This window comes from Pseudomonas sp. G11 (assembly GCF_029457515.1).
Lineage (GTDB): Bacteria > Pseudomonadota > Gammaproteobacteria > Pseudomonadales > Pseudomonadaceae > Aquipseudomonas > Aquipseudomonas gorinensis.
The window spans coordinates 6,089,800-6,101,877 of record NZ_CP120377.1; the positions used below are offsets into that span (position 1 = coordinate 6,089,800).

Annotated in this window: 14 protein-coding genes; 10 read left to right on the forward strand and 4 right to left on the reverse strand. The window is 60.6% G+C overall.

Annotated features, from left to right (window positions below):
• Positions 1-8: 8 nt before the first annotated feature.
• On the reverse strand, positions 9-626 hold the full coding sequence (gene thrH / locus P2T68_RS27850) for a bifunctional phosphoserine phosphatase/homoserine phosphotransferase ThrH (protein ID WP_024076899.1): 618 nt from the start codon (positions 624-626) through the stop codon (positions 9-11).
• Positions 627-778: 152 nt separating this feature from the next.
• Here thrH and P2T68_RS27855 point away from each other — a divergent pair, with 152 nt between their 5' ends.
• The 3 genes from P2T68_RS27855 to P2T68_RS27865 all read left to right on the forward strand — a co-directional run bounded on the left by P2T68_RS27855 (position 779) and on the right by P2T68_RS27865 (position 4,268).
• Positions 779-1,513: a phosphoadenylyl-sulfate reductase gene (locus P2T68_RS27855; protein ID WP_024076900.1), complete on the forward strand. Its 735-nt coding sequence runs from the start codon at positions 779-781 to the stop codon at positions 1,511-1,513.
• Positions 1,514-1,996: 483 nt separating this feature from the next.
• Positions 1,997-3,526 (forward strand): NCS1 family nucleobase:cation symporter-1, encoded by a 1,530-nt coding sequence (locus P2T68_RS27860; protein ID WP_024076901.1) that lies wholly within the window; start codon positions 1,997-1,999, stop codon positions 3,524-3,526.
• A 13-nt stretch (positions 3,527-3,539) separates the two neighbouring features.
• A complete protein-coding gene (locus tag P2T68_RS27865) occupies positions 3,540-4,268 on the forward strand; it encodes an aspartate/glutamate racemase family protein (protein WP_024076902.1) in 729 nt (242 codons plus the stop codon).
• Positions 4,269-4,299: 31 nt separating this feature from the next.
• On the opposite strand, the gene P2T68_RS27870 is transcribed toward P2T68_RS27865, so the two are convergent.
• Positions 4,300-5,223, reverse strand: a complete 924-nt coding sequence (locus tag P2T68_RS27870; RefSeq protein WP_024076903.1) for a LysR family transcriptional regulator — start codon at positions 5,221-5,223, stop codon at positions 4,300-4,302.
• Between the two features lie 125 nt (positions 5,224-5,348).
• Here P2T68_RS27870 and P2T68_RS27875 point away from each other — a divergent pair, with 125 nt between their 5' ends.
• The gene (locus P2T68_RS27875; RefSeq protein WP_024076904.1) at positions 5,349-6,095 is read left to right on the forward strand and encodes a 3-oxoacyl-ACP reductase family protein; all 747 of its coding nucleotides are present in this window, start codon (positions 5,349-5,351) and stop codon (positions 6,093-6,095) included.
• A 365-nt stretch (positions 6,096-6,460) separates the two neighbouring features.
• Here P2T68_RS27875 and P2T68_RS27880 read toward each other — a convergent pair whose 3' ends face one another.
• Positions 6,461-7,147 (reverse strand): HAD-IA family hydrolase, encoded by a 687-nt coding sequence (locus P2T68_RS27880; RefSeq protein ID WP_024076905.1) that lies wholly within the window; start codon positions 7,145-7,147, stop codon positions 6,461-6,463.
• Positions 7,148-7,256: 109 nt separating this feature from the next.
• On the opposite strand from P2T68_RS27880, the gene P2T68_RS27885 reads away from it, so the two are divergent.
• Complete coding sequence (locus tag P2T68_RS27885; RefSeq protein WP_024076906.1) at positions 7,257-7,613, forward strand: DUF2784 domain-containing protein; 357 nt, start codon at positions 7,257-7,259, stop codon at positions 7,611-7,613.
• Here the strand turns inward: P2T68_RS27885 and P2T68_RS27890 are convergent.
• A complete protein-coding gene (locus P2T68_RS27890; protein WP_069076757.1) occupies positions 7,573-8,568 on the reverse strand; it encodes an NAD-dependent epimerase/dehydratase family protein in 996 nt (331 codons plus the stop codon). The two genes, P2T68_RS27885 and P2T68_RS27890, sit on opposite strands and share 41 nt — an antisense overlap.
• A gap of 93 nt (positions 8,569-8,661) precedes the next feature.
• Between P2T68_RS27890 and P2T68_RS27895 the strand changes: the two genes are divergently transcribed.
• The 5 genes from P2T68_RS27895 to P2T68_RS27915 all read left to right on the forward strand — a co-directional run bounded on the left by P2T68_RS27895 (position 8,662) and on the right by P2T68_RS27915 (position 12,056).
• A complete protein-coding gene (locus P2T68_RS27895) occupies positions 8,662-9,546 on the forward strand; it encodes a LysR family transcriptional regulator (RefSeq protein WP_277378574.1) in 885 nt (294 codons plus the stop codon).
• Between the two features lie 54 nt (positions 9,547-9,600).
• On the forward strand, positions 9,601-10,179 hold the full coding sequence (locus P2T68_RS27900; RefSeq protein WP_024076909.1) for a DUF4337 domain-containing protein: 579 nt from the start codon (positions 9,601-9,603) through the stop codon (positions 10,177-10,179).
• A gap of 419 nt (positions 10,180-10,598) precedes the next feature.
• Entirely contained in the window at positions 10,599-11,258 is a 660-nt protein-coding gene (locus P2T68_RS27905; RefSeq protein WP_069076755.1) for a M24 family metallopeptidase, read from the forward strand.
• A 17-nt stretch (positions 11,259-11,275) separates the two neighbouring features.
• Positions 11,276-11,629: a gamma-glutamylcyclotransferase family protein gene (locus tag P2T68_RS27910; protein ID WP_024076911.1), complete on the forward strand. Its 354-nt coding sequence runs from the start codon at positions 11,276-11,278 to the stop codon at positions 11,627-11,629.
• Positions 11,630-11,720: 91 nt separating this feature from the next.
• Positions 11,721-12,056 carry a hypothetical protein gene (locus tag P2T68_RS27915; RefSeq protein WP_024076912.1) on the forward strand — a complete coding sequence of 112 codons (336 nt, stop codon included), beginning with the start codon at positions 11,721-11,723 and terminating at the stop codon, positions 12,054-12,056.
• Positions 12,057-12,078 lie beyond the last annotated feature (22 nt).

Consider the following 12,078-nt stretch of genomic DNA (forward strand, 5'->3'; position numbering starts at 1 on the left):
CGAAAAAATTAAAGGCTCAACAGCCGATTCGACGCCTTGATGAACTCTTTCTTCAAATCTTCAAACGTATGCACCGCCGGGAATTGCGGGAATTCGCGGATCACATTCTCCGGCGCATGGAACAGAATCCCACGGTCGGCCTCACCCAGCATGCTGGTGTCGTTGTAGGAATCGCCGGCCGCGATCACGCGGTAGTACAGGCTCTTGAACGACAGTACCGACTGGCGCTTGGGGTCTTTCTGGCGCAGTTGGTAGCTGATCACACGGTCGCTGTCGTCGGTGATCAGGCGGTGGCACAGCAAGGTCGGAAAGCCCAACTGGCGCATCAACGGCTGGGAAAATTCGTAGAAGGTGTCGGACAGGATCACTACCTGGAAGCGCTCGCGCAGCCAGTTGACGAACTCGATGGCGCCTTCCAGCGGCTTGAGCGTGGCGATCACTTCCTGGATATCGGCCAGCTTGAGCCCGTGTTCATCGAGGATGCGCAGGCGTTGCTTCATCAGCACGTCGTAGTCGGGAATGTCCCGGGTGGTCGCCCGCAGGGATTCAATACCGGTTTTTTCAGCGAAGGCGATCCAGATTTCCGGAACCAGCACCCCTTCCAGGTCGAGACAGGCAATTTCCACAAGACACTCCTAGTTATATTGTTCAAGTCGAGCGAGCAAAAGGACTGCCGAACTCTAGCGATTCAAGCCCGCCGCCGCAACGCGGGACGGATTTTGATACCATCGCTCCCCTATAGAGCGCTCAGCGCCATTGACCTGTAGGAACCGTCCTGATGAACCAAGCCTTCGATGTCGTTGAACTCGCCGCGACTTATGCCAACAAGTCTGCCCAGGACATTCTCAAGCTGGCGTTCAGCCAGTTCGGTGATGACCTGTGGATTTCCTTCAGCGGTGCCGAGGATGTGGTGCTGGTGGACATGGCCTGGAAGCTGAACAAGAACGTCAAGGTGTTCAGCCTCGACACCGGCCGCCTGCACCCGGAGACCTACCGGTTTATCGAGCAGGTGCGCGAGTTCTACAAGATCGATATCGAACTGATCTCGCCGGACCAGAGCAAGCTGGAACCCTTCGTCAAAGAAAAAGGCCTGTTCAGCTTCTACAAGGACGGCCATGGCGAATGCTGCGGTGTCCGCAAGATCGAACCGCTACGCCGCAAACTCTCCGACGTGCGCGCCTGGGCCACCGGCCAGCGCCGCGACCAGAGCCCCGGCACCCGCAGCCAGGTGGCGGCGCTGGAAATCGACAGCGCCTTCTCCACCCCGGAACGCACCCTGTACAAGTTCAACCCGCTGGCGCAGATGACCAGTGAAGAGATCTGGGGGTACATCCGCATGCTGGAGCTGCCGTACAACAGCCTGCATGAGCGCGGGTTTATCAGCATCGGGTGTGAACCGTGCACCCGCCCTGTACTGCCGAACCAGCATGAGCGTGAAGGCCGCTGGTGGTGGGAGGAAGCCACGCAGAAGGAGTGCGGGCTGCACGCTGGGAATATCATCAGCAAGGCTTGAAGTTGATGCTGTAAAAAATGTGGGAGGGGCGGTGCGACGATTCGACTTGCCCCCGATGGCTGAGTATCAGGTACTGCATCAGTGACTGACACACCGCTATCGGGGGCAAGCCCCCTCCCACATTTGATTTGTGTTGAGTGTTAGAAATGTACACATACATGTAACCATTGGTGCCATTTATGTGTGCAATTTCTCTTCATGCGCACCATAACGTAACACCTCCCCCCTCCCCTCGGTTGGTCTGGCGAATCGCACGCTGACAACGCAAAAATAAATAGCTGTTCAATCGGTCAATTTATATTTCTTCAAATTCAGCCAGTTATTTAACCAACCTATAAAAACGAAATTAGCCAGGGCTTTCATAGATCCAAAACTGGCACGCATGTGGCTTAAGTGTAAATACGCTTTGTATACAATAAATACAAAACCTACATACACTTTGCAGTCTGCAGCTTCCCTGCAGATGTGCTGGAGCCTGCCGGAATGCGTACAAGTCTCTCGAACAACATCGCACTGGATCTGCCCTCCTCCGCCCTGAACCCCGAGGCTGCCGGCCCCGGCCCGCTGGTGCTCAGCCCGCGCCTGCACAACAAAGACCTGGCACCCACCAAGGTCGAAGGCCGACGCTGGGGGCGCTACAGCATCTTTGCGCTGTGGACCAACGACGTGCACAACATTGCCAACTATTCATTCGCCATCGGCTTATATGCGTTGGGCCTGGGTGGCTGGCAGATTTTGTTATCCCTGGGGATAGGCGCGGCGCTGGTGTACTTCTTCATGAACTTGTCGGGGTATATGGGCCAAAAGACCGGCGTGCCGTTTCCCGTGATCAGCCGCATCAGTTTCGGCATTCACGGGGCGCAGATTCCGGCGTTGATCCGGGCGGTGATCGCGATTGCCTGGTTTGGTATCCAGACCTACCTCGCATCGGTGGTTTTCCGCGTATTGCTGACGGCGATTCATCCGGGGTTCGGCGACTACGACCACAATTCGATCCTGGGTTTGTCGAGCCTGGGCTGGGTGTGCTTTGTGACCATCTGGTTCGTGCAACTGGTGATACTGGCCTACGGCATGGAAACGGTGCGTCGCTACGAAGGCTTCGCCGGGCCGGTCATTTTGCTGACCGTCGCGTCGCTGGCCGGGTGGATGTACTTCCAGGCCGACGGCCACATTGCATGGTCGATCCGCGAACCGCTGAGCGGCGGTGAGATGTGGCGCAATATCTTTGCCGGTGGTGCGCTGTGGCTGGCGATCTACGGCACGTTGATCCTCAACTTCTGCGACTTCGCGCGCTCGTCGCCGTGCCGCAAGACCATCCAGGTCGGCAACTTCTGGGGCTTGCCCGTGAATATCCTGGTGTTCGCCGCGATTACCGTGCTGCTCTGCGGCGGGCAGTTCCAGCTCAACGGCCAGGTGATCGAGAGCCCCACCGAAATCATCGCAGCCATCCCCAATACCTTCTTCCTGGTGCTGGGCTGCCTGGCGTTCCTGATCGTCACCGTGGCGGTGAACATCATGGCCAACTTCGTCGCGCCGGCTTTTGTGCTGAGCAACCTGGCGCCCAAGTACCTGAACTTCCGCCGCGCCGGTTTGATCAGCGCCGCCGTGGCGGTACTGATCCTGCCGTGGAATCTCTACAACAGCCCGTTGGTGATCGTGTATTTCCTTTCCGGCCTGGGCGCGCTGCTGGGGCCGTTGTACGGGGTGATCATGGTCGATTACTGGCTGATTCGGAAAAGCCAGGTGGACGTGCCGCAGCTGTATAGCGAAGACCCGAATGGCGTTTATTACTACAGCCGTGGCGTGAATATGCGCGCGGTAGCAGCGTTCATTCCTGCGGCGGTGATCGCCATCCTGCTGGCGCTGCTGCCGGGCTTTGCCAGCGTCTCGCCGTTTTCCTGGCTGTTTGGCGCCGGTATTGCAGGGTTGCTCTACCGGGTGATCGCCAAGCGCCAGCCGTTCTATGCCGATGTCAGCGGTGAAAGCATTGCAGTCGATAACGTCAGTCATTAAACAAGGACCTTCCATGCGCATCCTCGTGGTCAACGTCAACACCACCGAATCCATTACCGAAACCATCGCCCAACAAGCGCGGGCCGTGGCGTCGCCAGGCACCGAGATTGTCGGGCTCACCCCCTACTTCGGGGCTGAATCGGTGGAGGGCAATTTTGAAAGCTACCTGGCGGCCATCGCCGTCATGGACCGGGTGATGGCCTATGACCAGCCCTTCGATGCGGTAATCCAGGCCGGTTATGGCGAACATGGCCGCGAAGGCTTGCAGGAGTTGCTCGACGTGCCGGTGGTGGACATCACTGAAGCGGCGGCCAGCACGGCGATGTTCCTCGGCCATGCCTACTCCGTGGTGACCACCCTGGACCGTACAGTGCCGCTGATCGAGGACCGCCTGAAGCTGGCCGGGCTGTACCAGCGCTGCGCCTCGGTGCGCGCCAGTGGCATGGCGGTGCTGGAGCTGGAAGAAGACCCATTGGCCGCCATGGAAGCCATCGTGCGTCAGGCAGAGCTGGCGATCCGCGAGGACAAGGCCGAAGTGATCTGCCTGGGCTGCGGCGGCATGGCCGGGCTGGATGAGCAGATTCGCCAACGCACCGGGGTGCCGGTGGTGGACGGGGTAACGGCAGCGGTGACCATTGCCGAATCCCTGGTGCGGTTGGGGTTGTCGACATCGAAGATCAGGACTTACGCGACACCACGGCCGAAGAAAGTCATTGGCTGGCCGACCCGGTTCGGCCACTGAAGATTAAAAGTGGGAGGGGCGCTGCTCCGTTTCAGATTGCGCTGAACTGCAGGCCCAGGCCCTGCCCCACAAACTGCTCGAGGATGAAATCCACAAACGCCCGGGTCTTGCCCGGCAGCAGTTTGTGTTCGGCGTAGTAGATGGAGATGTTGCCGTCATCGACGTACCAGTCGGGCAACACCCGCACCACCTCGCCACTGTGCAGAAACGGCACCGCCATCGGCATGCTTACCAGCGCGATACCCAGGCCTTGGGCGCTGGCACAGCAGGCGGCTTCGGAGTCACTCATGGTCATGCCGGGCTTGAGCTGCAGCGGGCGCTGTTCGCGGGCCAGGCTGGTCAGTTGCCAGGAGCGCACGCGGCCGGTTTGCGGTGAGCGGATGAGAATGCCGCTGCACCGCGACAAGTCTTCGGGCAGCAAAACCGCTGGGCGTTGCGCCAGGTAATCCGGCGATGCCACCAGCACCCGATGGGCGGGGGCCAACTTGCGCGCCACCACGCCCTGGGGCAGTTCAAAACCACCGCCGATGGCGGCATCGAAGCCCTGGCCGATCAGGTCGACCTGGCGATTATCGAAATGCCAGTCCGGGCGGATATCCGGAAAGCGCTGCATAAACGCCCCCAGCAGCGGCACCACATAGCGGTTGCCAAATACCGTGCCCATGCTGACCTTGAGCGTGCCCACCGGCCGCCCTTCGGCGCTGGCCAGGTTGGCCACGGCGTTCTGGATGGTGGTGAGGCTGCCGCTGACCTCTTCGAGGAACAGCTTGCCGGCTTCGGTCAAGGCCAGGCGGCGGGTGCTGCGCTGGAACAGACGCACACCGAGGCGCACTTCCAGTTTGGCGACGCTTTTTCCTACCGCTGCCGGGGTCAGGCTCAAGTGCCGGGCCGCTTCGGCAAAGCTGCCGCCTTCGGCGCTGCGCACAAAGCATTCGATACTTCCAAAGCTCTCCATATCGCCCACTCTAAACTTTTGGTTTACACAGACTATAGCAATCACCGTCTACCGGCATGGGCAGGCGAGGTCGATACTCGGTCCCATCAACAAGGCATACCGCCTTGGACCCTTTGGAGATCGACATGACCACCCACAACCTCAGCGGCAAAGTTGCCTTGATTCAAGGCGGTTCCCGTGGCATCGGCGCTGCCATCGTCAAGCGCCTGGCGGCGCAGGGCGCAGCCGTCGCGTTTACCTACGTCAGCTCGGCCGCCAAGGCTGAGGAACTGCAAAACGATGTGCTCAGCACAGGCGGCAAGGCCCTGGCGATCCACGCCGACAGTGCCGATGCGGCAGCGATTCGCAATGCCGTGAATGCCACCGTCAAAGCGTTTGGCCGCCTGGATATCCTGGTGAACAACGCTGGCGTACTGGCCATCGCACCGCTGGAAGACTTCAAGCTGGAAGACTTCGACCAGACGTTGGCGATCAACGTGCGCAGTGTGTTTATCGCGACCCAGGAAGCCGCCAAGCATATGGGCGAAGGTGGCCGGGTGATCAACATCGGCAGCACCAACGCCGAGCGCATGCCGTTTGGCGGAGGTGGGCCATACGCGATGAGCAAGGCCGCGCTGGTCGGTTTGACCAAAGGGTTGGCGCGAGACCTGGGGCCACGTGGGATCACCATCAATAATGTGCAACCGGGGCCGGTGGACACCGATATGAACCCGGCGAACAGCGAATTTGCCGAGAGCCTGATCGGGTTGATGGCAGTCGGGCGTTATGGGCATGTGGAAGAGATTGCCAGCTTTGTGGCGTATCTGGCCGGGCCTGAAGCCGGGTATATCACCGGTGCCAGCCTGACTATCGACGGTGGGTTCAGCGCCTGATTTTCTGAAGCCCTGCAAAACCAAATGAGGGAGAGGGAGCGACGATTCGACGTGTTCCCTCTTCTCAATAAAGTAACTTATTGATTTTTAAGTATTAAATCTTTCACTAAGCGACCGTTTTTTTGTGGTGAGCGGGCTTGTTGTGGCGAGCGGGCTTGCCCCGCGTTGGGCTGCGAAGCAGCCCCAAAACCTGGCGATTCAATATGCCTGGATAAACGCGGTAGCCTTATTGGGGCCGCTTCGCAGCCCAACGCGGGGCAAGCCCGCTCGCCACAACAAGCCCGTTCACCACAACAAGCCCGCTCGCCACAATAGCCCGCTCGCCACAGAGGCAGCGGGGCCTCCCACCGTTTGATCGTGGTGAATCAGGACATTGGCGGCAAGCCATAGGCCGCCAGGTCAAAGTCCGCGAGTTTGCGGATGATCTGGTCGGCGTGGTGGTACTTGCTGTCGGCCATGGCTTCATCAGGCACGGCGATGGCGGTCATGCGCGCGGCTTTTGCAGCGGTGACGCCGAACGGTGAGTCTTCGAACACCAGGCAGTCCTGTGGCGCGATACCCAGGCGGCGGGCGGCGGTGAGGAAGATGTCCGGCGCAGGTTTGGCGGCACCGACTTCCGGGTCGTCAGCGGTGACGATGGTGCCGAACAGGCTGAACCACTCGCGGTGCAGGGTGGTTTTATGGCCAAACGAATTGCGCGACGAACTGGTGCCCACGGCAATCGGAATATTGTGCGCCTTCAAGTGCCGCACCAACGCCTCGGCACCGGGCATGCCCAGGGCCCTGGGGAACCGCTCGCTCATCAGCGGTTCACGGATTTCGAGGAATTGCGCCGATGTGATCGGCAAGTCCAGCGCCTTGACCACATAGTCGGCCAGGTCCTGGGCGCCTCGCCCGATGATGTGCTGCTTGATCCCCCAGTCATAGGTACGGCCGTAGCGTTCGGCGATGATCTGCGTCACTTCGGTGTAGATGCCTTCTGTATCCAGCAGCAAACCGTCCATATCGAAAATGACGGCCTTGATCGGAGCGGCGGTACGCGGTGCATTCATCACTACAGATCCTTGGGGGGAAGGACTAAAAGGATTCAGCACAATAACGGCCCCCCTTGCCAGCAGGCAACCCTTTAGACTGTGGGGCCCTCCTTTTGAAGTGCCCGTGATGCTCTACCGTCTGGCCGCCGACAGCCTGGTGCTGTTCCATCTGTCCTTCATTGTGTTCGTGCTGTTCGGCGGGTTGCTCGCCCTCAAGTGGCGCGGGGTGCTGTGGCTGCATGGACCTGCGGTCGCCTGGGGCATTGCGGTGGAGGTGTTCCACCTGCCGTGTCCGCTGACCCGCTGGGAAAACCTGTTTCGCCACCTGGCCGGGCAAGACGGCTATGGCGGTGGCTTTATCGAGCATTACATCCTGACGCTGATCTACCCCGCCGGCCTGACGCCGAACATTCAACTGGTGTTGGGCGCCGTGGTGGTGCTGGTCAACCTTGCGGTGTATGTGCGCCTGACCAGGCGGGCGTAGGCAAGCAACCCAAGCCCTCCAATGTGGCCTCTACTGCCTGCTCCAGCGGGGTGTGGGGCTCGTGGCCGAGGGTCGCCAGCAAGCGCTGGTTATCCAGGCGCAACGGGGTGTGCCACAGGTAGCGCATCTCCTGCATCTCGCGCATGGTCACGACAAAGGGCATCGCCAACGTCAACAGCCACCAGGGGAACGCGCCGACCTGGGGTTGCTGGCCTGTCCGGCGCAACACCACGCGCTGGATCGCCTGGGTCATCTGCGTGCCATCCGTATCCACATGCCCGGCCATATGAAAACAGGCGAAGGCGTCGAGGGTCGCGCGGCGCTCGATCAACTCCAACACGGTACGCGCCACATCCGGCAGGTAGGCCCATTGATGGGCCACCCCAGGGGCACCGGGATAGCTGACGCGGCGTACGGGTTTGCCGGGTTTGACCAACCCTTGGGCAAACCAGTTATTGGCCAGCCGGGTACCGAAAAAGTCACCGGCGCGCACGATCAACACCCGGGCGCCCTGCTGGGACGCCTCCCGTAAACGTTGCTCCAGCTGGACCCGGATCGCGCCCTTGCGAGTCTGCGGGTGCTGGGGCGAGTCTTCGTGCAACACGGGAAACGCATCCGGCCCGAAGTTGTAGACCGTACCGGGCAGTACGATGGTGGCACCTTCGGCGATGGCGGCGGCGATGCTGTTGTCGATCATCGGCAGCACCTGCTCGGCCCAATGGCGGTAGCCCGGCGGGTTGACCCCGTGGACGATCACCGCGCAACCACGGGCGGCCGCGATCACCGCCGCGCGATCAAGGGCATCGCCCTTGAGCCAGGTAAGGGCGGGATTCTGGCGACGGGCCTTGTCGACATCCCGGGTCAACGCACACACCTCCCAGCCCGCCGCGCTCAACTGCCGCGCCACTTCGCCGCCAATGCCACCGGTGGCACCCAATACCAGAACCTTGCTCATCATCCTCTCCCACAGTGGTTGGTGAGGCCATTGTGTGCGCGGCCCTGCTATAGATAAATTGCCGAAGACCATCCAGTCGCTATACATTTATGCATGGTATCAAGCATTGGATGGGAGCTTTACCGGTCGTTCCTCGGGGTACTCAAGGAGGGGTCGCTGTCAGGGGCCGCGCGGCTGCTTGGCATTACACAGCCCACGGTCGGTCGGCACATCGCTGCGCTGGAAAGTGCCCTGGGCGTGGTGCTGTTCACCCGCTCCCCCACGGGCTTACTGCCCACCGCGGTAGCCCACACCTTGCGCGCCCATGCCGAAACCATGGAGCGCACCGCCGCCGCCCTTGAGCGCGCCGCGTCATCCCAGGGCGACGAAGTGCGCGGCGTGGTGCGCGTGTCGGCCAGCGAAGTGGTCGGCGTGGAAGTGCTGCCGTCGATCATCACGCACTTGCGCCGGCAGCACCCGCATCTCAAGGTCGAACTGGTACTGACCAACCGCCTCAGCGACCTGCTGCAACTGGAAGCCGACATCGCCGTGCGCATGGTGCGCCCGAGCCAGGAACAACTGCTGGCACAGCACATCGGCCTGATCGAAGTCGGCCTGCACGCCCGCGACGATTACCTGCAACAACACGGCATACCACAGGTATTGAAAGACCTCACCGACCATTCGGTGATCGGCTACGACCAGGCCAACGCGTTTATCCGCAGCGTGGCCATCACCGGCTTCGAACGCAGCGACTTTGCCTTCAGCAGCGACAGCGACCTGGCCCAACTGGCCCTGATCCGCGCCGGCGCCGGTATCGGTGGATGCCAGGTGCAATTGGCCAAACGAGACCCGCGCTTGCGGCGCGTATTGCCGCAGGCCTTCGCGCTGAAACTCGACACCTGGGTGACCATGCATGAAGACCTGCGCAACAGCCCGCGCTGCCGGGTCACATTCGATGCGCTCGTGCAGGGTTTGCAGCGTTACGTACAGGATTGAGACAGCTTCACTGGTAAAGAATCAGACTCCCTCAATCCCTTCATAGACGCCCCCATGTCCGAAGCCTTCGAAGTCCCCAGCCCCCACGAAAAACACATCGAACACACCACTGAACATGCCCACGGACGTGGCGACAGTTTCGCCAGCCGCATCGCCGTGATGACCGCCCTGATGGCCACCTTGGGTGCCATGCTCAGCTACCAGGCCGGCTCCACCGAAAGCGAAGCGGCGATGGACAAGAACAACGCCGCCATCATCAAGACCGAAGCCGCCAACCAATGGAACTACTACCAGGCCAAATCCAGCCGGCAAAACCTGGCGGAACTGGCCACCCATATTCCTGGTGTGGACGCCGCGCACTACAAGGATGAGATCGAGCGCTACAGGAACCAGAAGGAAGAAGTGCGCAAGCAGGCCGAGAAACTCGAAGCGACCTCGAAAGCCTGGGATGAAAAATCCGAACAGGCGCTGCACCAGCATCACCGCTGGGCCCAAGCGATGACCGCGATCCAGATCGCGATCTCGTTGGCGGCGATCACGTTGTTGACGAGGAAAGAGTGGTTGAAGCGGCTGTCGTATACGGCAGCGGGTGTGGCGATGCTGCTGGGGAGCCTGGCCTGGTTGCATGTCTGAGGGGCATAAAAACCTTGCGAGTGCTGTCGCCCCCCTGTGGCGAGCGGGCCTGTTGTGGCGAGCGGGCTTGCCCCGCGTTGGGCTGCGAAGCAGCCCCAATAAGGCCACCGCGTTTATCCAGGCATATTAAATCGCCAGGTTTTGGGGCCGCTTCGCAGCCCAACGCGGGGCAAGCCCGCTCGCCACAACAGGCCCGATCACCACAGTAAGCCCACTCACTACAACAGGCCCGCCACACAAATTCGGTCGTTTAATGCTTGAGAAGATTACGGCCTCGTTGACGCTTGACTCATCAACCCCAGCAGGTGATTTCGACAGAAAACGTCGTCGCACAGCCCCTTTGCGCTTTGGCTCTGCCTGCGAGTCGCTATATAGTTAAACGCATAACGCCTGATGCTATTCAACTCGAGGGAACACCGGTGTCCGCACAACCCAAAGAAGCCGTGGGCGCCGCCTACAGCATCGAATCCATGCGCTACGCCCAGGCCATGACCTGGCAAGCCATCGAACACCTTTCACAGCGCATCCGCCCCGGTATGCTCGAGTCCCAAGCGCGTGAACTGGGCAAGCAAGTGCTCGCCGACCTGAACATGCAACGCATCTGGCACCCGCTGCTGGTGCGCTTCGGCGCCAACACCCTCAAGACCTTCAAGCAACGCTCCGAAGGCGACCCGGTGCTGGGCGACAACGATATCTTCTTCATCGACATGGGCGCCGTGTGGCAAGGCCACGAAGGTGACGCCGGCGCGACATTCGCCACCGGCACCGACCCGGACATGATCGCCTGCGCCAGCGCCGCCAAGGAGCTGTTCGACCGCGTACAATCGCGCTGGAAAAACGACCAGGTGGTCGGCCTCGAACTCTACCGCTACGCCGAAGAACAAGCGCGCGCCATGGGCTGGCGGTTGAACCTGGACATCAAGGGCCACCGTGTCAGCGACTTTCCCCACGCCATTCATCGTGGCGGCGACCTGGGTGATTTCGAGCACTGTCCGAATGCCGGGTTGTGGATTCTCGAGATCCAGATCGCCCACCCGACCCAACCCTACGGCGCCTTCTACGAAGACCTGCTCGCCTGACCCTTCAAGGAACAGAAATGGAACGCTCAACCGAATTTCCCGTGCTGTTGTTTTCCTACGGCACCTTGCAGGACAAAGCCGTACAACTGGCTAACTTCGGCCGCGAACTGAGCGGCCATCACGACGCCATGCTGGGCTACTCGCAACGCTGGGTAGAAATCACCGACCCGCACGTCCTGGCCACCAGTGGCAAGACCCATCATCCGATCGTGGCGCCGACCCTCGAGCAAGGCGCCAGCGTCGACGGGATGGTGTTCCAGATCACCGAGCAGGAGCTGGCGGCGGCGGATGCTTACGAAGTGTCGGACTACAAGCGGGTATCGGTGGCGCTGGCCTCGGGCCTCACCGCATGGGTGTATGTGCAAGCCTGACGCAGGCGCTTTTATTTCAATCTGTTACAGGAGCGATTAAAGTGTCGCCCCCGAGAATTGAATCTCGGGATTCAGCCCATGGAGTTACTCAGTGAAGTACGTCAGTAAAGTGGTTGCAGCAGCTGTTCTCGGTTTCGCCCTCGCAGGTTGCACCGGCACCGCCATCAAATCCCCGCAGTACGACAGCAATCAATACACCGTGCTGGGCCACAGCGAAGCCAGCGCCACCGGCATCATGCTGTTCGGCGTCATCCCGATCGGCCAGAACAGCCGTTTCGTGCGCGCACAGGATGCTGCCATCAAGGCAAAAGGCGGCGACGCGCTGATCAACACACAAGTACAGGAAAAATGGTTCTGGGCTTGGGTGCTGAGCGGTTACACCACCAACATTTCCGGTGATGTGATCAAGCTGAAAAAAGCGCAATAAACCTCACGTTGCTGTATTCGCC

Excerpts from the sequence above, each read along its gene's own strand:
- P2T68_RS27855 (WP_024076900.1), top strand. The coding sequence starts at position 779 with ATGAACCAAGCCTTCGATGTCGTTGAACTCGCCGCGACTTATGCCAAC.
- P2T68_RS27860 (WP_024076901.1), top strand. The coding sequence starts at position 1,997 with ATGCGTACAAGTCTCTCGAACAACATCGCACTGGATCTGCCCTCCTCC.
- P2T68_RS27865 (WP_024076902.1), top strand. The coding sequence starts at position 3,540 with ATGCGCATCCTCGTGGTCAACGTCAACACCACCGAATCCATTACCGAA.
- P2T68_RS27870 (WP_024076903.1), bottom strand. The coding sequence starts at position 5,223 with ATGGAGAGCTTTGGAAGTATCGAATGCTTTGTGCGCAGCGCCGAAGGC.
- P2T68_RS27875 (WP_024076904.1), top strand. The coding sequence starts at position 5,349 with ATGACCACCCACAACCTCAGCGGCAAAGTTGCCTTGATTCAAGGCGGT.
- P2T68_RS27880 (WP_024076905.1), bottom strand. The coding sequence starts at position 7,147 with ATGAATGCACCGCGTACCGCCGCTCCGATCAAGGCCGTCATTTTCGAT.
- P2T68_RS27885 (WP_024076906.1), top strand. The coding sequence starts at position 7,257 with ATGCTCTACCGTCTGGCCGCCGACAGCCTGGTGCTGTTCCATCTGTCC.
- P2T68_RS27890 (WP_069076757.1), bottom strand. The coding sequence starts at position 8,568 with ATGAGCAAGGTTCTGGTATTGGGTGCCACCGGTGGCATTGGCGGCGAA.
- P2T68_RS27895 (WP_277378574.1), top strand. The coding sequence starts at position 8,662 with ATGGTATCAAGCATTGGATGGGAGCTTTACCGGTCGTTCCTCGGGGTA.
- P2T68_RS27900 (WP_024076909.1), top strand. The coding sequence starts at position 9,601 with ATGTCCGAAGCCTTCGAAGTCCCCAGCCCCCACGAAAAACACATCGAA.
- P2T68_RS27910 (WP_024076911.1), top strand. The coding sequence starts at position 11,276 with ATGGAACGCTCAACCGAATTTCCCGTGCTGTTGTTTTCCTACGGCACC.